The 18,920-nt window shown below is 57.5% G+C and carries 11 protein-coding genes and 1 tRNA gene; 11 read left to right on the top strand and 1 reads right to left on the bottom strand.

Going from position 1 to position 18,920, the window contains the following annotated elements:
* Positions 1–1,213 precede the first annotated feature (1,213 nt).
* From bcsQ to ACIQYF_RS06145, 9 genes are read left to right on the top strand one after another with little or no spacing between them, the layout of a single operon-like run.
* Positions 1,214–2,506: a cellulose biosynthesis protein BcsQ gene (gene bcsQ / locus ACIQYF_RS06185; protein WP_402858150.1), complete on the top strand. Its 1,293-nt coding sequence runs from the start codon at positions 1,214–1,216 to the stop codon at positions 2,504–2,506.
* Positions 2,503–4,731, top strand: coding sequence for a UDP-forming cellulose synthase catalytic subunit (bcsA, locus tag ACIQYF_RS06180; protein WP_402858147.1), 2,229 nt, complete (start codon positions 2,503–2,505; stop codon positions 4,729–4,731). The genes bcsQ and bcsA overlap by 4 nt, the downstream gene beginning before the upstream one ends.
* Positions 4,731–7,007: a cellulose biosynthesis cyclic di-GMP-binding regulatory protein BcsB gene (bcsB, locus tag ACIQYF_RS06175; RefSeq protein WP_402858144.1), complete on the top strand. Its 2,277-nt coding sequence runs from the start codon at positions 4,731–4,733 to the stop codon at positions 7,005–7,007. Before bcsA ends, bcsB begins: the two co-directional genes overlap by 1 nt.
* Before the next feature lie 15 nt (positions 7,008–7,022).
* A complete protein-coding gene (gene bcsZ, locus ACIQYF_RS06170; protein WP_402858749.1) occupies positions 7,023–8,246 on the top strand; it encodes a cellulose synthase complex periplasmic endoglucanase BcsZ in 1,224 nt (407 codons plus the stop codon).
* Positions 8,222–12,262, top strand: coding sequence for a cellulose synthase subunit BcsC-related outer membrane protein (locus ACIQYF_RS06165; protein ID WP_402858141.1), 4,041 nt, complete (start codon positions 8,222–8,224; stop codon positions 12,260–12,262). Before bcsZ ends, ACIQYF_RS06165 begins: the two co-directional genes overlap by 25 nt.
* Positions 12,263–12,313: 51 nt before the next feature.
* Complete coding sequence (locus ACIQYF_RS06160) at positions 12,314–12,940, top strand: SGNH/GDSL hydrolase family protein (protein ID WP_402858746.1); 627 nt, start codon at positions 12,314–12,316, stop codon at positions 12,938–12,940.
* Positions 12,937–13,611 carry an alginate O-acetyltransferase AlgF gene (locus tag ACIQYF_RS06155; protein WP_402858138.1) on the top strand — a complete coding sequence of 225 codons (675 nt, stop codon included), beginning with the start codon at positions 12,937–12,939 and terminating at the stop codon, positions 13,609–13,611. Before ACIQYF_RS06160 ends, ACIQYF_RS06155 begins: the two co-directional genes overlap by 4 nt.
* An 18-nt stretch (positions 13,612–13,629) precedes the next feature.
* Positions 13,630–15,045: an MBOAT family O-acyltransferase gene (locus ACIQYF_RS06150; protein WP_402858135.1), complete on the top strand. Its 1,416-nt coding sequence runs from the start codon at positions 13,630–13,632 to the stop codon at positions 15,043–15,045.
* A gap of 11 nt (positions 15,046–15,056) precedes the next feature.
* Complete coding sequence (locus ACIQYF_RS06145) at positions 15,057–16,199, top strand: cell division protein FtsQ (RefSeq protein ID WP_402858132.1); 1,143 nt, start codon at positions 15,057–15,059, stop codon at positions 16,197–16,199.
* A gap of 345 nt (positions 16,200–16,544) precedes the next feature.
* Here ACIQYF_RS06145 and ACIQYF_RS06140 read toward each other — a convergent pair.
* A tRNA-Gln gene (locus tag ACIQYF_RS06140) sits at positions 16,545–16,619 on the bottom strand.
* Between the two features lie 323 nt (positions 16,620–16,942).
* Between ACIQYF_RS06140 and ACIQYF_RS06135 the strand changes: the two genes are divergently transcribed.
* Both ACIQYF_RS06135 and ACIQYF_RS06130 read left to right on the top strand, forming a co-directional pair.
* Positions 16,943–17,500, top strand: coding sequence for a helix-turn-helix domain-containing protein (locus ACIQYF_RS06135; protein WP_402858129.1), 558 nt, complete (start codon positions 16,943–16,945; stop codon positions 17,498–17,500).
* 16 nt (positions 17,501–17,516) lie between these two features.
* Positions 17,517–18,863, top strand: coding sequence for a glutamine synthetase family protein (locus ACIQYF_RS06130; RefSeq protein WP_402858743.1), 1,347 nt, complete (start codon positions 17,517–17,519; stop codon positions 18,861–18,863).
* Positions 18,864–18,920: the final 57 nt, after the last annotated feature.

Here is an 18,920-nt window from a genome sequence, read left to right as displayed (position 1 = left end):
TTGCTTTACGGTCTTAGTGATATGCAAAGACTGACAAATGATAACTGGGCTTGAGTTCGTCGACTTCCAGGGTGTTTAGGGTGGGCAAGATCATGGCGCGTGCATTCGTGTGATCTCGGTCAGCTATATGAGTGGTGCGTGGCAGATGTGATTAAGCAACAGCTGATAGGGCTGGTAAGACGGGTCGGTGAGGATCATGGGGTTTAGCATGCCATTAACCAGTGGCTGAAGACGCTGGAGGTCAACATCCCGAATGCATAGGTCATGTGATTTATTCGCATCTAATTGTCTGCGTTGCAGGTGATCTTGGTTGCGCTGCAAGACGCGCAAGCGCCTTCATTCCAGTATCGCGTGCCTTATCAACCCGCTTCGTCGGGTTTTCAATGCCGGGAGGAAGGGTGGGGGGGCGCAAGCCAATTGATTTCGGTGCCCGAATCTGTGAGTCGGCTTTGTCCAGGGTCAAGTCTATGTGGTTGGATTTGCTGTAGAACGAGTCGCGATGTATGGGTTCGCAGAAGTAAATAATCTCTAGGGCTGTGGTGTTTGGTGATTACCAGCTAGAGTCTGATGTTAAAGGTGCTATTAATAGTGTGTGCATTTAACGTTTTTGGGCGGTGTTGTTCGCTTGGTTATTAGGGTAATGATGTTCAAATGAATTTTATTAAGCGTACCTAACCTCTTTTCGGGGTTGTGGTCTGGGAATTGCTTTGTGCAGATGATTAGGGCGAAGTGTGTGGCCCGTGAGTTCAGTGCCGGCATGTATAACGATCATGTAAACCCTTTGGGTTTTATGCACAATCCGCGGTTTTTTTGCAGTGAGACCTGTAGATCGGGGCTTGCAGCTCGGCGGGCAGAGGTGGTTGAGCTGAATCGACTTAATGGCGTCAATGATGAAAGCGCTCAAAACGCCAAAATCATGACGCTACATAGGGTTTTTTTAATTGGAACAAGGATTTTACGGCTGGTGTATTCAAAATATTGACGATGTCATTTTGATAGCTTATTTTGGCGGTCGTAATGTGTCGAGGCATATGCCCTTAACAAAAAGTCAGCGTCACGGGAATTCTCTATGAATCGTACAGACGACATATCGAATCTTTTTAGTAGGTTCGGAGCTAGCTCGGACAGTTATCACGAGTTCGAAAGTCAGTTCGATTACAAAGAGAAGCAAGAGACGCCGGCGCTCGAGAAGACCGCGGCCACGTCTGATGATATGCCTGAGCCTCAAGGAGTGGCTGCGCCTGAAGTTGTCGCCGAGCCCGCGCCTGTGCCAATGATCAAAGCCGTCGAAGAGATCGTAGAGATTGCGCCGGTTGAGCCGCAAACGACTGTCGAACCGATCCCTCTTGCGTTGTCCGCCCGTACGCAGGTCGTAGAGCCTTTGCTTGTTCCAGAGATTGAACTGACCCTGCAAGCCCAAGAACTCCCGCTCGCCTCGCAAGCCCATGCCATCTCGGCGCTCTTGCCTGCTTTGCATGAGGTCACCACTTCAACGCGCCTGCATGTTGCAGACGCTGAGCCAATCGCAGAGCTTCCAGAGGCCATTGAATTCCTGGAATCCCCAGCAGCTCCTGAACAGTCCCCGCAGCACATTGGCGCAACGGCTCCGGCCAAACTGCGTAACTTACTCGCCGAAGTGATTCAGGCGCGACAGGTTCAGGCGCACGTCTTGAGCGAGGATGCATTGCGTCAGGCGGCTGCCAAGGCGCGTCCGGCGAAGTGCAAGGCGCACATTGTGGTGTTGGTTTCACTCAAGGGCGGCGTGGGCAAAACCACGCTGAGTGCCGGGCTTGCCAGCAGCTTGCGGATGGGTGGCGGTCGAACGCTGGCCATCGACCTTGATCCGCAAAACGCTTTGCAATTTCACCTTGGCGTCGAGCACAGCGTGTCGGGTATCGGCAGTGCCAATATGGCCGGGCGCAACTGGAACGACAGGTTGCAGCATGGTTTTGATGGTTCGCTGTTGCTGCCTTACGGCGTGTTAAGTGACGACGAGCGTCGCTCTCTGATTAGCGAAATGACTGAGGACCGGCATTGGCTGGCGCGTCAGTTGGATCGCATGAATCTGGGGGAGCAGGATGTGGTGATCATCGACACGCCGACCGGCTCTACGCAGTATCTGGAGCAGGCGCTGGATGTGGCCGATGAAGTGATTGTGGTCACCACCGCCGATGCCGCCAGTTTCATCACTCTGGATCAAATAGATCGCGTGCTGGGGGCCACTGATGTGCGTCCGGCGTATTCGCACTGCAATTATGTGGTCAATCAGTTCGATGCAAGCCGTGAGTTTTCCCGAGACATGCTCCAGGTACTCAAGCGACGTCTGGGGGAGCAACTGATGGCAGTTGTTTCTCTGGATAACACGTTGGGTGAAGCGCTGGCTTATGGGCGTAACCCATTGGCCACTGCTCAAGCTTCGGTTGCGCGTGAGGACGTGCTGCTGCTGGGGGAACAACTCAAGGCCCGATTCGAAGCCCCGAGCGCTCAAGGGATTGAAGCCCAGTGATAAAAACTACCCCGGAATCTGAAGCAGCAGCCGAGCCCACTCGCGTCCAGCGTTTGGCTCAGGCTTTTTCCGATCGCATTGAGCAATGGCCGGATGCGGTACGCCGCACGTTCATTATTGGCACCGCGCTGGTTTGTAGCGTGCTGGCAATTTTTATCATCATGGCGCCGTTTGAGTTGTACGCGCAGTGCATCTTCGCGCTGGGCTGCTTCACGGCGGCGATGATTTTGCGCAAGATTCCGGGGCGTCTGACCGTGCTGATTATGATCGGCCTCTCGCTGACTGCCTCGTTGCGTTACATGTACTGGCGTTTGACCTCGACCTTGGGGTTCGAAAGCTGGGTCGACATGGCGTTTGGTTACGGCTTGGTACTGGCAGAAATTTACGCGTTGGTGGTGCTGGTGTTCGGCTACCTGCAAACGGCGTGGCCGCTGCGTCGGCAACCGGTCCTGCTCAAGGGGCCGCCGAGTGAATGGCCCGTGGTTGATGTGTTTATCCCGTCCTACAACGAAACCCTCGACATCGTAAAACTGACGATTTTTGCCGCTCAGGCCATTGACTGGCCCAAGGACAAATTGCGCGTCCACGTACTCGACGACGGCCGTCGCGAAGACTTTCGCGAGTTCTGCGAGCAGATCGGCGTCAACTACATCACCCGTGACAACAACCGCCACGCCAAGGCCGGTAACCTCAACGAAGCATTGAAGATCACCAGCGGCGAATTCGTGGCCTTTTTCGACGCCGACCACGTACCGACCCGTTCATTTTTGCAAGTCAGCATTGGCTGGTTTCTGAAAGACCCCAAGCTTGCGATGTTGCAAACGCCGCACTTCTTCTTTTCTCCGGACCCGTTCGAAAAAAACCTCAATACCTTCCGTTCAGTGCCGAACGAAGGCGAGTTGTTTTACGGCCTGGTGCAAGACGGTAACGATCTGTGGAATGCGACCTTCTTTTGCGGTTCTTGTGCAGTGTTGCGCCGCGGGCCGTTGCTGGAAGTGGGCGGCGTGGCAGTAGAAACCGTGACCGAGGATGCCCACACCGCACTGAAGCTCAACCGCGCGGGTTACAACACGGCCTATCTGGCGATCCCACAGGCGGCCGGTTTGGCAACAGAAAGCCTCTCGCGCCATATCAGTCAGCGGATCCGCTGGGCTCGGGGTATGGCGCAGATTTTCCGTACGGACAACCCGTTGTTTGGCAGGGGGCTGAACATGGGGCAGCGTTTGTGTTACCTCAACGCCATGTTGCACTTTTTCTATGGGTTGCCGCGTCTGGTGTTCTTGACTGCGCCGCTGGCCTTCCTGTTTTTTGATGCGCAAATCTTCCATGCGTCGGGGCTGATGATCAGTGCCTACGCGCTGCCGCACATCTTTCATGCCAGTTTGACCAACTCCAGCATTCAAGGGCGTTTCCGGCATTCGTTCTGGAACGAGGTCTACGAGACAGTACTGGCCTGGTACATCATGGGCCCGGTATTGGTTGCGCTGGTCAATCCCAAGTTCGGTGGTTTCAACGTAACGGACAAGGGCGGCATCATCGATGAGACCTTTTTCGACTGGAAGCTGGCCCGTCCGTACATCATTCTGCTGGCGCTCAACCTGGCAGGGATGATTTTCGGCCTCGTGCGGCTGGCACAAGGCGATGAGAACGCCGTCACCACGTTGCTGATCAACCTGGCCTGGACTATTTACAACCTGATTATCACCAGCGCCGCCGTGGCGGTTGCGAGTGAAACCCGTCAGGTACGCTCGGAACCACGGGTTGCAGCTGAGTTACCAGCGCTGTTAACGCTTGCTGATGGTCGCGTGGTGCGGGGCGTGACCCAAGACTTCTCGCAAAAAGGGATGGGCGTGCGTTTGCCGGAAGGCGTCAACGTGCCTCAAGGTACACGGGTGCAACTGTCTTTGTTCCGTAATGACCAGCCGAGTGTCTTTCCGGCCGTTGTCGCCTTTAGCCGTGGCTCGTTGCTGGGTTTGCAGTTCAATCATTTGACCTTGCGTCAGCAAAGCGACTTGATACGCCTCACGTTCTCGCGCGCCGATACCTGGGCATCAACCTGGGGGCACGGTCAGGTCGATACCCCGTTGACTGCCTTGCGTGCGGTCACCCGTATCGGTTGGCGAGGCATCACCGCACTCTTTAAAGCCACGGCCATGGAAGTGAGCAATCATCTGCACCGTCGTCGTGTCGCCCCATCCACTCTAGAAAACGTAATGGACAAGTGATGAACTCAAAGTCTTTCGCTTTCAGTAATCTGCGCGACTCGCGTCGTGCACTGGCAGGCCTGACATGTGCCTGGCTGGCGTTGAGTGGCGGCACTGCATTCGCCGAGACGGCTCCTGCGCCTGCAGCTTCCGCAGCCTCGCCTAACAGCTATACGGTGACGCTCAAGCAATTGGGGCGCAATTACCCCATGACCTTGCGCGGTGTTGAATCGACCGACAGCGTCAACTTCAACGTGCGTGCCGACTCTATTGTCACCGGGGCCAAGCTTAACTTGCAGTACGCGTATTCGCCTGCATTGCTGGCGGATTTGTCGCAGATCAACGTGCTGATCAACGATGAAGTGGCAGCGAGCCTGCCATTGCCCAAAGACAAGGCCGGGCAACCTCAGCAGCAGACCATTGATATTCCTGCGCACCTCATCACTGAGTTCAACCGTTTGAGCCTGCAATTTATCGGGCACTACACGATGAATTGTGAAGACCCGCAGCACTCAAGCTTGTGGGCCAAAATCAGCAATGACACCAACTTAAAGATCGATGTGTCGCCTTTGATGTTGCCGAACGATCTGTCGATCTTGCCGTTGCCGTTCTTTGATCGTCGCGATGCGCGCCCGCTGAACCTGCCGTTTGTGTTTGCGACCTCGCCCGATAATGTCACGCTGGAGGCTGCCGGTGCGTTGTCTTCCTGGTTTGGCGCCATGGCCAGCTATCGCGGGGCCCGGTTTTCATCGAGTTTGAATCAAATCCCCGCCACGGGAAATGCCGTGGTTTTGCTTAGCGGTCCGGGTGATCTGCAAGTGGGGGGTGTGACTCTGCCGGCGGCCAAGGGGCCGACCTTGAACATCATCGCTAACCCTAACGACCCGAATGGCAAGCTGTTGGTGATTAGCGGGCGTGACAGTGCCGAACTCAAGCGTGCCGCGACGGCACTGGTATTGGGGAGTCAGGCGTTGTCGGGTAACAATGTGGTCATTGATAGCCTCGCTGTCGTGCAGCCGCGCAAGCCCTATGACGCACCGAACTGGTTGCCAACTGATCGTAAGGTCAAACTCGGCGAGCTGTTGCCTGCCCAGCAATTCAATGTGTCCGGCTTCAACCCGGGTGACATCATTGTGCCGCTGAACTTCCCGCCGGATCTGTTCACTTGGCGCGATGAGGGGGCCCCGCTGGACCTCAAGTACCGCTACACGCCTCAGGAAAAATCCAACAGTTCGTCGTTCATAGTCAGTTTTAACGACGCTCTGATTCAGTCGCAGAGTCTGCCGTCCGAAGACAAGCTCGACAGTGGCGTGCTCAGCGCCTTGAAAGCCAACAATGGCAATCTGGACCGCGAAATAAACGTGCGTCTGCCATTGAACTCGGTTGCCCTGCAGTCACGACTGCAACTGCGTTACATGTTCGACTACATCAAGCAAGGTGAATGCCGCGACATCATCATCGATAACATGCGCGGCTCAATCGACCCTGAGTCGACCCTGGACTTGACCGGCTACGATCACTTTATGGCGATGCCGAACCTGGGTGTATTCAAAGACGCCGGTTTCCCGTTCACCCGCATGGCTGATCTGTCAGAAACCGCCGTGGTATTGCCGGACCATCCTGGTGTCGCAGAGCTGGATGCCTTCTTGACCGTGCTCGGCCGTTTTGGCCAGTCCACCGGTTACCCGGCAGTCGGTGTGCAGGTGATCGAGGCCGCTCAAGTGGCAAGCGTCGCAGACAAGGACCTGCTGGTATTTGCCTCGGGTAACAATCAGCCGTTGCTGACGCAGTGGGCCGACCGCCTGCCTGCCTACGATGCAGATGGCCAGCAGAAATTCCATTTGTCCGATTTGCCAATGCGCGTTCGGGACTGGTTCAGCCCGGATCCGGAGGCCAATCTGCGTAAAACCAAACTGGCCATGGCGTTCTCGGGAGGGGCTCGCAGCTCTTACCTGACTGGCTTTGAATCACCGCTCAAGAACGGTCGCAGTGTGGTCGTGATCGCCAGCGGCCAACCCGAAGGCCTGGCTGACGTAACCAATGCCTTGATTGGCGGTGATGACTACACCCAGTCCATCCAGGGCAGTCTGGTGGTGGTGCGCGGTAAAAACGTCGAGCCACTGGTGGCTGATGAGAGCTATTACGTTGGCAGCATGGGTACCGTTAAATACCTCCAATGGCTGATGTCGCGCCATGTGCTATGGGTGCTGGTGCTGACCGGGGTGGGCGTGGTGCTGCTCAGTGGCTTGGCTTACCTGGCCTTGCGTGCACGTGCCAACAAACGTCTTAAAGGATAAGCCTTCGTGCCTTGGATGACGCGTGTGAAGGGTATGCCTACCCGCTTGCAAGGGATTGCGCTGTTGGCGTTGCTGTTGAGCTGGCTGTTGCCGGTAACAGCGCACGCCGACAGTTGCACGTCGCCCTGGCCGCTATGGCAGACCTTTGTCGAGCACTTTGTACAGCCGGACGGACGCGTCATGGATGCCAGTACGCCACAGCGTCACAGTTCTTCAGAGGGGCAGTCGTATGCCATGTTTTTTGCGTTGGTGGCCAATGATCGCGAAACCTTCGAAAAACTCTGGCGCTGGAGCGAGAACAACCTGGCGCAGGGTGACATCAAAACGCACCTGCCCGGCTGGTTCTGGGGGCTGAACGAGAAGGGCGAGTGGCTATTGCTGGACAGCAACTCGGCTTCTGATGGCGACTTGTGGTTTGCCTACGCATTACTGGAAGCCGGGCGTCTGTGGCATCGCCCCGACTACATAGAGGCGGGGCAACATCTGCTGCGCAACGTTGCGCATCACGAGGTCGCCACTTTGCCGGGGTTAGGCAAGATGTTGATGCCGGGCAGGCTTGGCTTTATCAAGCCGGACCTGACCGCGCCCGATCAATGGCAACTTAACCCCAGTTACATGCCGATTCCGATACTGCGACGTTTCGCTGAAGTCGATCCCAAAGGGCCGTGGGCGCAGATAGCGAAAAATACCGCCACCTTGATCAAAGCCGTTTCTCACAACGGTTTTGTTGCGGATTGGGTCACCTATCGGGCTACCGGGCCTAAAACCGGCGAATTTATTGTTGATCCGACCAAGGGCGACCTGGGCAGTTACGACGCGATTCGCACCTATATGTGGGCCGGTATGATGCCTGCCAGTGATCCCCTGCGCAAACCGCTGCTCGACAACCTGGGCGGCATGCTGCAAGCCACCATTGAAGAGGGTGTACCACCGGAAAAAGTTCAGGTCGTGAGTGGCGAGCGAAGCGGGGCGGGGCCGTTTGGTTTTTCCGCTGCGCTGCTCCCGTATTTCAACGCCCTGGGCAAAACCACACTGCAACAGCAAGAAGCGTTGCGGGTCGAGCAACTTATGGCGCAAAGCCTGACGCCTGAAGCGATCAAGATGGCTCAGCCGCCGTATTACTTTTTTGTATTGAGCCTGTTTTCGCTGGGCTATATGGACAACCGCTACCACTTCCTGGATGACGGGAAGTTGCAACCGATGTGGGAGATGAAATGCCAGCGCGCCCTCACGCAATAGCCTTTGGGATATTTGCTGCCTTGATTAGCAGCAGCAGTTTTGCCGCGTTGGATGACGCGGGCAAGGCACTGCTGCAACAGGGTAAATATTGGCAGACTCAGGATGATCCGACTCGGGCCTTAGAGGTCTGGAAAAAGCTGTTGCTGATTGATCCGCAACAAGTCGATGCGCTTTATGGCTTGGGTTTGCTCGAACTCAAGGCTAAACGGCCTGCCGGTGCCAGCAATTACCTGGCTCAGTTGAAGCAGTCCCATCCGGACGATCCGCTGACTTTGCAGTTGGAGCAGGCTATCGCGTTGCAGGCCGGTAATAACCCGGACCTGCTGGATCAGGCGCGCACACAGGCCCGCAGTGGTGATCTGGAAAAATCGGTGGCGTTGTATCGACAGGCGTTTGCAGGCAAGGCGCCGCAAGGCGAGTTGGGTCTGGAGTTCTACAACTACCTGAGCTACACCCCCGGTGGTGCCAATGAGGCGCGGCAAGGGTTGGAGCGTTTACTGCAACAGAACCCTAACAACGCTCAGGTCAAGCTGGTGCTGGCCAAGTTGCTGATTCGCAATGAAGGCACCCGTGCTGAGGGGTTGAGTCGTCTTGCGCAACTCTCCACGCTGCCTGAGGTGAGCGGCGAAGCCACAGAGAGTTGGCGTCAGGGTCTGGTTTGGCTAGGCACGCCACGACCATCGGATATTCCCTTGTTCGAGGCTTATCTCAAGGCCAACCCGAACGACGCTGAAATTCGTGCGCAAATGCAGCGCCGTGCCACGCCAGGCAGCACCGCCAACATGAACCCCAATCTGGCGCGCGGCTTCAAGGCACTGCAAAACAATCAGTTGAGCGTCGCTGAGCAGGCATTTCAGGCACGTCTTAAAGAGCAATCTCAAGACCCGGATGCGCTGGGTGGCCTGGGGTTGGTGCGCCAGCGCCAGGGGCGTTTAAGCGATGCCAATGAACTGCTGGCCCGTGCGGCGTCTGGTGGTTCAGATAAGCGTTGGCAAGCGGCACTCGACAGCAATCGCTACTGGAGCCTGCTCAGTCAGGCCGAGAAGGCGCAAGCCAGTCAAGACCTGCCGCGTGCGCGCACTTTATTGCAGCAAGCTATTGCCAGCAAACCGCGCCAGCCTGAAGGCTACATCGTCCTGGGCGGCATCCAGGCAGAGCAGAATCAGCTCAACAATGCCGAGACCAGCTATCGCCAGGCCCTGAGTCTGGATAACGACAACCCTGACGCCTTATTGGGGCTGATCACCGTAATGTCGCAAAACGGTCAGGCCAGTCAGGCCATGCAGATGGTCGATCGCATGACGCCGGCCCAACAGGCGCGTCTGGGTGATCTGCGTCCGTTGAAAGCGGCAGTGGCGGTTGGCAAGGCCAAAAATGCCGCTCGCACTGGCGACCTCAAGGGCGCGATAGCGGCTCAGCAAGAGGCCGTGCGCAATGATCCGGGCAACGTCTGGACCAACTACGACCTGGCGCTTTATTACCTGCAAGCCAAGACGCCGGACAAAGCCCGGCAAACCATGGGTGACCTGCTCAGGGCGAACCCGCAAAGCGCTGAGGCTTTGTACGCCAATGCCTTGCTTTCAAGTCAGTTGGGTGATTGGTCTGCCGCGCAGAGCACCCTGGACCGCATTCCCTTTAGTCAGCGAACGGCTCCTATGCAGCAACTGGCCAATGAAGCTCAGGTGCAGTCGCTGGTGAGTCAGGCCTCGGTGCTGGCCAAACAGGGCGACCGCGCCCAAGCGTTGACCTTGCTGCGCCGTGCTGAGTTGGCAGCCAATGGCAAACCTCAATCCATGGGCATGCTGGCGTCGGCATACGTGGATGCCGGTTACCCCGATCACGCGTTGTCTATGTTGCGTAATGCTATTGCGCAAAGCAGCAATCCGCCGATGTCGTTGCGCCTGGCTTACGCCGGTTTGTTGTTGAAAACAGGTGACGATGTGCAGGTCAACCAACTCCTTCACGAGTTGCAGAGCCAGCCTCTGACGGCCGCTGATCAACGGACGTATGACGAAGTGCTGTTCCTGTACACCGTGCGTCAGGCCGACGTATTGCGTGAGAAGGGCGACCTGGTTGCTGCCTACGACACCTTGGCCCCGGCATTGGCCCAGCGGCCAAATGACCCGTTGGCCAACGGTGCTCTGGCCCGCATGTACCTGGCCAATGGCGACAGTGCCAAAGCCATCGCGCTTTACAAACCCTTGCTTCGAAACGCGCCCAATGACCCGCAATTGCAAATCGGCATGGCTCAGGCCTTGAGCAAAGCAGGTGATAAGAGCGGGGCTGCTGACGCGGCGGATAAAGCATTGGAATTGGCGCCTAACGACGCACAGATTCTTGCCAGTGCGGCCGGCATCTTCCGTGCCCAGGGCAAGAATGCCAAGGCTCAGGACCTGTATAGCCGTGCGCTGGCCTTGCAGGCGCCGGTCAATAAGCAAGAAACCAATCCGTTCGCGAGCACGGCGTCTGCCAACCCATTTGTCGGGGCTGCCGGTCAGCGTCGTCAGTCGCGCTTGTCTCAGAGCGCTTCGCAGATTCCAGAGCCTGCACAGGCACAACTTGCGGCCGCGGATGATGTGATCGAGCCAGCCCCGCGCCTTTATGCGGCCAATCCGGGCAATCCTGCGCGTATAGCGCCGGCACCGGGTGCCAGCCCAGGGCGTTATGCAACCGCGCCGCTGGATGATGATTACAGGGATACTCGTCGTGTAGCGTCAGCCCCGCCCACTGATCCACAGGAAGATGCGCGTCAGGCGATGCAAACCGCCTTGAGCGAGATCAAACAGGAGCGTAGCCCGCGTATCACCCAAGGCGTAGCCATTCGCAGCAATGACAGCGAGTCGGGCCTGAGTAAAATGACCGACGTTGAGGCGCCTCTGGAGATCAGCCTGCCGGTGGGCGATGACCGCGTTGCCTTGCGCGTCACGCCGGTGTCATTGAATGCCGGCGGCGTGGGCGACACCGCTAAAACCCGCTTTGGTGGGCCTAACGCTGCACAAATAGCCGCAGTACAAACGGTACTGGCCGGGGCCAATCCAACCACGGCCGACCTGGCGGCGGCCAGTGGTGTCAATGGTTCGACAGGCCGTCAAAAAGACACTGGCGTTGGTGTGGCGGTGGGTTACGAAATGCCCTCCGAAGGCCTCAAGGCTGACATCGGTGTTACTCCGCTGGGCTTCTTGTACAACACCGCAGTGGGCGGCGTGAGCATTGATCGCGCGTTCAGCGAAGACAGCCAGTTCCGCTACGGCGTGACACTGTCGCGGCGGGCTGTTAATGACAGTCTGGTGTCCTTTGCCGGGGCCGAAGATGCTCGCAGCGGGCTTAAATGGGGTGGCGTGACCGCCAATGGCGGGCGTGTGCAGCTAGGCTACGACAATGGTGAGTACGGCGCATACGGCTATGGCGGTTTGTACAAACTGTTGGGCAACAACGTTAAAGACAATACCCGTGCCGAAGGGGGCGCCGGTATCTATTGGTACCTGGTCAAAGACGACACTCGCCAGTTGACCGCAGGTCTGGGCGCCACGGCCTTGAAATACGACAACAACCAGGGCGTTTATACCTACGGCAGCGGCGGCTACTTCAGCCCGCAGAACTACTTTTCCATCGGGGTTCCTGTCAGCTGGTCGCAGCGCACTGACCGCTTGAGCTACACACTGCGTGGCTCGGTGGGGCTGCAGCACATCGAACAGGATTCAACACCGTACTTCGCTAACGACAGTGCTATGCAGGCTGCCCTGGAACAGGCATCAGCGGGTTATGCCGCGGCGGGCTCTTCGTTGCAGACCCAGTACTCTAGCCAGAATAAAACAGGCATCGGGTACAACCTTGGCGCGGCGGCTGAGTACCGCCTGGGCAGTAACATGATTCTGGGCGGCAGCTTCGGGATGGACAACGCCCAGGATTACAAGCAGTGGACGGGAGGTTTATACCTGCGCTACACGCTTGAAGACTTCACCGGGCGCATGCCAATGCCGGTTAACCCGTACCTTTCCCCGTATTCGAATCAGTAAGCAGGAGCTCTTATCGTGGCAGCATCTCTTTTGGCGGGCTTGACGATTTTAATGATTGGCGACAGCCACCTGGCGACGCCTGGGTATTTGATTTCCTCGTTGCACGAAGACCTGGTAGCCAAGGGGGCGAAAGTGCACACCCTGGGCGTGTGCGGTTCAAACCCTGGCGATTGGCTCAAAGCGTCGCCGGCAGGGCAGTGTGGCGCTGCCGAGCGACGTGACTCAGGCAACGTCGTAGTGTTGAGCGACAAGACTGCGACCACACCGATCAGTGAGTTGCTGGCTGCCGAAAAGCCGGACATTGTATTGGTGGTGCTGGGCGACACCATGGCCGGTTATGACAAGCCGATGTTTCCCAAAGCCTGGGCGTGGCAGCAGACGGGGGCGTTGACCAAGGCAATCGCCTCAAGTGGCACGCGTTGCGTCTGGATTGGTCCGAACTGGGGTTCCCCGGGCGGCAAGTACAACAAGACCCCGGAGCGCGTTCAGGCTGTCTCCAGCTTTCTTGCGAGTAACGTTGCGCCCTGCAACTACATCGATTCGTTGACGTTCTCCAAACCAGGGCAATGGGCGACGGTCGATGGCCAGCACATGACCGCGCCTGGCTACAAGGTCTGGGGCGACGCCATCAGCGGCGCCTTGGAAAATGCACCGGTCGTCAAGGAAGTCAAAAAATGATCAAACAGCTTTCGGCGCTAGTGACCGTCCCCGTTTTGACATTCAGCGCCCTGGCGGGCGCTGCTCCCGCGCTGTATCCCACAGGCCCGGCCGCGGACTCGGCGTTCATTCGTTTCGTCAACGCCAGCACGGCGCCGCTGGAGGTGACGGCACAATCCGGTCAACCGCCGTTGCGTCTAGAGACGGCGAAGCCGGTGTCGGATACGTTTTCGGTGGACTCAAGCAAGCCGATTACGGGCACGTTGAGCAGTGGTGGTCAGGCATTGGCCATCGACCTGAAAGTCGGACCGGGTGAGTTTGTCAGTGTGTTTACTCTGCCAGCGAGCGCCGGGATCGAGCAGGTCGTGGTGCGCGAGACACCGGATGACTTCAACGCGAACAAGGTCTCATTGGGGTTCCTGAACGCAGACAAATCATGCGCCGACGCCACCTTGCGTCCTGCCGGGCGTAACGCCGATCTGTTCACGGCAGTGCCGGTCAACAGCGTGCAACGACGCTCGATCAACCCGGTCAGCCTGTCCGTACAACTGGTGTGTGCAAATGCGAATGTCGGTGCGCCGCTGGACCTGGGGACTCTCAAGGCAGGCGATCGTTTCAGCCTGCTGTTGGTGCCTTCAGCCAGCGGGCCGCAGTTGTTGCAAGCATCGGATACTCCATTGCAATCCCACTGATCGGGTTCTAACGTCGCCATGGTCTTCGCCTCCCTTGAGTTCCTGACGCTGTTTCTGCCTGCCTTTTTGCTTATCTACGCATTGGGCAAGCCGCAGTGGCGCAACGTTATTCTGTTGATTGGCAGCTGGTTGTTTTATGGCTGGCTGAACCCAATGTTTCTTGCGCTGCACATGGCGTTGACGGTAGTTGCCTGGGTGGGCGGGCTGTTGATCGACCGCTCTCGGGAGGACTCCAAGGGGCGTGTGCGTCTTTTGATTGCACTGATCGTATTCAACACGGCGGTGCTGTGCTGGTACAAATACGCCAATATCCTGGCCGCCACCTGGATGGAGTGGATTACTTATCCCGGTGCCATGCCGCTGGAGTGGCAGCGCGTTGCGTTGCCGGCCGGATTGTCGTTTATTGTGCTGCAGGCTATTTCCTATCTGGTGGACGTGCATCGGCACACCGTGCCGGTGGAGCGTAGCTTCATCAATTACGCCACCTACATCTCGATGTTCGGCCATTCGATTGCCGGTCCGATCATTCGTTATGACTGGGTACGTCGCGAACTGGTCAAGCGTTACTTTGACTGGCAGAACTTCTCCCTCGGCGCGCGCCGCTTCATGATCGGAATGTGCATGAAAGTGCTGGTGGCCGATACCCTGTCGCCGCTGGTGGACGTGGCGTTTCACTTGGATAATCCGTCCTTTGTCGACGCCTGGATCGGTTGCCTGGCGTATTCGCTGCAACTGTTTTTCGACTTTGCCGGCTACAGCGCCATGGCCATTGGCCTGGGCTTGATGCTGGGCTTTCACTTTCCGGAAAACTTTAACCAGCCGTACCTGGCCCGCAGCATCCAGGATTTCTGGCGGCGCTGGCATTTGTCGCTGTCCAGCTGGTTGCGTGACTACCTGTACATCGCCCTTGGCGGCAACCGCAAAGGCGCCTGGAAAACCTATCGCAACCTGTTTTTGACCATGGCCATTGCGGGGCTGTGGCATGGCGGTGATAGCTGGAACTATCTGTTGTGGGGGTCGGCTCATGGCATCGCGTTGTGCGTCGACCGGTTGTGGTCGCGCTCGACCTTGCCGAGTATCCCGCCCGTGCTGGCGCATACCCTGACACTGCTGTTTGTGTTTATGGCCTGGACCTTGTTCCGCGCACCGGACTTCCATTCGGCGCTGAACATGTATGCCGGGCAGTTCGGACTGCATGGCTTTGCATTGGGTGATGCGCTGGCTGTGACGTTACGTTCGGCGCATGGTCTGGCGGCACTGCTCGGGATCGCCTGCATCCTCGCGCCCGCGTTCAAGAATCGCTATGAACAACGCTTTGGCGGCTCTGTTCTGTATGCACCGATTGCGGCCGTGTGGCCGGTGGCGGGTTTTCTGCTCTCATTCGCGTTGATCGCGAGTCGTGAAGCGGTGCCTTTCCTGTACTTCCAGTTCTGACGGCCGCGCCCATGCCTGACTCATCCCCAAAACCGGCTATGCCGAGTGAATTCACTGCTCGAATCAGCAAACTTTCCGGCTGGGTATTTGCCGCGTTTCTGCTGGCAAGCTTTGCCTCGGCCGTCTGGCTGTTGCTCAGCGGCAAGGTTGAGCTGCTGGCGCCTAATCTGACACGTGACGCGATACTGCATGGTGAAGTGACGCATAAAATAGCCAAGCAATTGTCGATGGCGGCAGTGCCTGAGCGTGCCGCAGACCTGGAGCGCGCAGCGAGTTGGCTGACCTTTCACGACACCGGCGCGCGGGTACGTCCGGGATGTGAGGGCTGGTTGTTTTTGACCGACGAAATGCGCATCAACCGTCACGCGCAAGACAATGCTGACGCCAAGGCCGCAGCGATACTCGACACTCAGCAACGCTTGGCCAAGCGTGGCATTGCCTTACTGGTGGCGGTAGTGCCGGATAAAAGCCGCATTGCCAGTGCGCAACTCTGCGATCTGCGTCGTCCGGCGCAATTGCAAAACCGTGCCGTGGAGTGGGTCGAGGCGTTGAACAAGGCGGGCGTCAAGGCAATTGACCTTGCACCGACACTGCAACCGTTGGGGGCCGAAGCGTTCTTGCGTACCGACACCCACTGGAGCGAAATCGGCGCGTCGGCGGCCGCCAAGGCGATCGCCCAGCAAGTTCAGGCGATGGGCATCAGCGCCACGCCGCACACCGAGTACGATCTGACCGTACAAAGCCCGGCGCGCCGCCCGGGCGACCTGGTGCGCCTGGCGGGGCTTGACTGGCTACCGCTGACCTCGCAACCCGCGCCGGAAACTGTGACGTCGAGCCAGATCAATGCGAAAAAAGTCGACACCCAGAGCGACGCCAACAGCCTCGACGATCTGTTCGGCGATACCAACCTGCCGAGCGTTGCCTTGGTCGGCACCTCCTTTTCGCGCAACTCCAACTTCCTTGGTTTTTTGGAAAAGGCGCTTGGCGCGCCGGTGACTGACTTCTCCAAGGATGGTGGAGAGTTTTCCGGTGGGGCGAATAACTACTTCAAAAATCTGGCGTTCAAAGACACCCCGCCCAAGCTGTTGATCTGGGAAATCCCTGAGCGCGATATCCAGACGCCTTACAGCGAAGTGATTGAGTGGGCGAAGTAGGCCCGCGACGGCGTCGCACAGCGTGAAGGATCTGGCGCAACGTCTACGCAAATTCGGCAGCGCATCGGGGCTGACGTCAACGCCCCGAGCGAAGTGATGGACGCAGGGAGGGGCGCTGCGGCAAAGATGTTGTTCGCATTGTCCTAGGGCCTGAGCCCGGGGTGGGCGCCGACGAGGTGTTGGGCAATGATGTGGCTTGGGTGATCAAACCTGTGATAAATCGACTATTCGATTTGGAGGCGACGGCGCAAGCGTTGAGTGATGCCGAAGAGGCAGGAGCGAAAGGCAGGGTGGTTACTGGTAGGCTGCCTGGCGGCTGAATAACGCGGATTTTAATCTGGAAAATGGCAGGGGCGGCTGGATTCGAACCAACGCATGGCAGGATCAAAACCTGCTGCCTTACCGCTTGGCGACGCCCCTGTATCTGTTGCGAGAGTGCTGGCACTCTATGTGACGCTGCTTACTGCGACGTTTTTGAGGTCTGCTGTAAGAGTGCGCGAGAATTTATCAACAATTTCTCCATCTGGGAACCCCTCAACGAAAAAAATCACGTAAAAACAGCCGCTTACTGCCATTTAAGACCCTCCCGAGAGTATTTTGGCCCTTGAGTCGGCTGCCCCGTGAATAAATGACCTTGCGCGCGTGAAATTAACCGCGTATTTTTTCATGAAATTAAATGTATTAAATTTCATGGCGATCTAAATGTTCAAACTCCTCTTCGGGTTACTGACCGGATTCAGCCCGTGAACAAAGAAGAAGAAATCGCCGCGCTAGCGATCCTGATTCATGATCTGCGCAAGCACAAGAAAATCACCCTCAAGGAACTGGCCGAGAAAATTGGCCGCTCGGTGGGTTTTCTGTCGCAGGTTGAGCGAGGTTTGTCACGGCCCACGGTGGCCGATCTGACAGCCATCAGCGAAACGCTGGATGTGCCGACCACCTATTTCTACAACATGCCCAAGCCTAAGCAATTGTCGTGGGTCACCCGCCCGGACGAGCGCCGCACCTTGTATCTGGCCAACGGAATTACCGACATTCTGGTTTCGCCGAAGATCAGGGCTTCGTTTTCCATGCTCGAAAGTGTGCTGGAGGCGGGTGCCACCAGCGGCGAGCGACACATGCTCGACAGCTCGGAGCAGGGCGGCTATGTGCTTGAAGGCGAATTGACCTTATGGCTGGGCGATGACACTGATCCAGTGACCTTGCGTGCCGGCGACAGTTTTCAATTCGACAGCCACACCCTTTGCCGTTACGCCAACCTGACCGAGCATCTCGCGCGAGTGCTGTGGGTCTACACCTGATTAAGGATGAACCATGATGGATGCTGCCTGCTCTGATCTGCTGGCTGAAGTGCGTGCCTTTCGCCAGCGTTATCCCGATGTGCGGTATGTCGACCTGATCTCCCTGGACATCCCGGGGCATTTCTACGGCAAGCGCTACCCCATCGACATGCTGGAAAAAGTCGCGGCCGGCAGTGTCCTCAAGTTGCCGCAAAACTGTGTGCTGTTAGGGGTGCAGGGCGGGCTGTTCAAGATCGGTGATTATTGCTTTAACGATGGCGACCCGGACGCCGTGCGGCGTTTGGTGCCGGGCACGCTCAAGCCGGTGACCTGGGAAGGGCAGCCGCTGGGGCAGATGCTGATCACCTCGGACGGCACTGAAAAACCCATCGAATTTGAGCCGCGTGAAGTGCTGGCACAAGTACTGAGCCGACTGGCGCGTAAAGGCATTCACCCGGTGGTGGCGTTTGAACTGGAGTTTTATCTGTTCGACAGGCAACTGCGCGAGGGTTTGCCGCAGTTCCCTCGGGATCAGCAGACCGACGATGCCGATGACCAACCCAGTATGCACATCGAGCGTCTGTCGCGTTTTGCGCCGGTGCTTAATGAGATGGTTGAGGCGGCGCAGACCCAGGGCATTGATGCGACGGTAATCACCGCCGAGCTGGGGCCGGGGCAGTTTGAAATCAATTTCGGCCACCTGGATGACGGTTTGCGTGCCGCAGACTGGTCGGCGCTATTCTGTCGCAGCACCCGGGGTGTTGCCTTGAAACATGGCTATCGTGCCAGCTTTATGGCCAAACCCTACTTGCAGCATCCGGGCAGTGGCATGCATGTGCACGTAAGCCTGTACGATGCGGCAGGCAACAATCTGCTCGCGGCAAATCAGCAACAACCGCTGCGCCATGCCATTGCGGGCTGTCTTGAGCTGTTACCGGCGTGCATGCCAATCTTTGCCCCGAACCACAACGCCTTTCGCCGCCTGGGCGGCACCACCAACATCGCCACCCGCGCGAGCTGGGGGTTTGAAGACCGCGACGCCTGCTTGCGGATTCCTGAGTCTGACGCCAACAATCTGCGGGTTGAATATCGTCTGGCAGGGGCCGATGCCAACCCTTATCTGGTGCTGGCGGCGATTCTGGTGGGGCTCGAGCATGGGCTTGAAACCGCTAAAGAACCGATCCCTGCGCTCAACGAAGACCGCAACAGCGGCATCAACTTCCCGCTCGACATGCTTGAGGCGGTGCGTGTGATGCAGCATCAGCCGTCATTGCGTGCCGGCCTGGGGGCGGAATTCGTAGATGTTTATTGCGAAAACAAGCGTCAGGATCATCTGGCCTTCATGCAGGAAATCAGTGCCCGGGAATATCGCTGGTTTCTGTAAATCGGTTTCTTCGCAGGTGCAGTATTGTGGCTAGAATGTACGAAATGTTTCAGAGCG

It is taken from the genome of Pseudomonas sp. NPDC096917, from assembly GCF_044762555.1.
In the GTDB taxonomy this organism is placed as follows: domain Bacteria; phylum Pseudomonadota; class Gammaproteobacteria; order Pseudomonadales; family Pseudomonadaceae; genus Aquipseudomonas.
The sequence above is the reverse complement of the archived record's forward strand: the minus strand, read 5'-3'. Positions and strand labels throughout refer to the sequence as shown.

Excerpts from the sequence above, each read along its gene's own strand:
- ACIQYF_RS06165 (WP_402858141.1), top strand. The coding sequence starts at position 8,222 with ATGCCAGCGCGCCCTCACGCAATAGCCTTTGGGATATTTGCTGCCTTG.
- ACIQYF_RS06155 (WP_402858138.1), top strand. The coding sequence starts at position 12,937 with ATGATCAAACAGCTTTCGGCGCTAGTGACCGTCCCCGTTTTGACATTC.
- ACIQYF_RS06130 (WP_402858743.1), top strand. The coding sequence starts at position 17,517 with ATGGATGCTGCCTGCTCTGATCTGCTGGCTGAAGTGCGTGCCTTTCGC.
- bcsB (WP_402858144.1), top strand. The coding sequence starts at position 4,731 with ATGAACTCAAAGTCTTTCGCTTTCAGTAATCTGCGCGACTCGCGTCGT.
- bcsQ (WP_402858150.1), top strand. The coding sequence starts at position 1,214 with ATGCCTGAGCCTCAAGGAGTGGCTGCGCCTGAAGTTGTCGCCGAGCCC.
- ACIQYF_RS06160 (WP_402858746.1), top strand. The coding sequence starts at position 12,314 with ATGATTGGCGACAGCCACCTGGCGACGCCTGGGTATTTGATTTCCTCG.
- bcsZ (WP_402858749.1), top strand. The coding sequence starts at position 7,023 with ATGACGCGTGTGAAGGGTATGCCTACCCGCTTGCAAGGGATTGCGCTG.
- ACIQYF_RS06150 (WP_402858135.1), top strand. The coding sequence starts at position 13,630 with ATGGTCTTCGCCTCCCTTGAGTTCCTGACGCTGTTTCTGCCTGCCTTT.
- ACIQYF_RS06145 (WP_402858132.1), top strand. The coding sequence starts at position 15,057 with ATGCCTGACTCATCCCCAAAACCGGCTATGCCGAGTGAATTCACTGCT.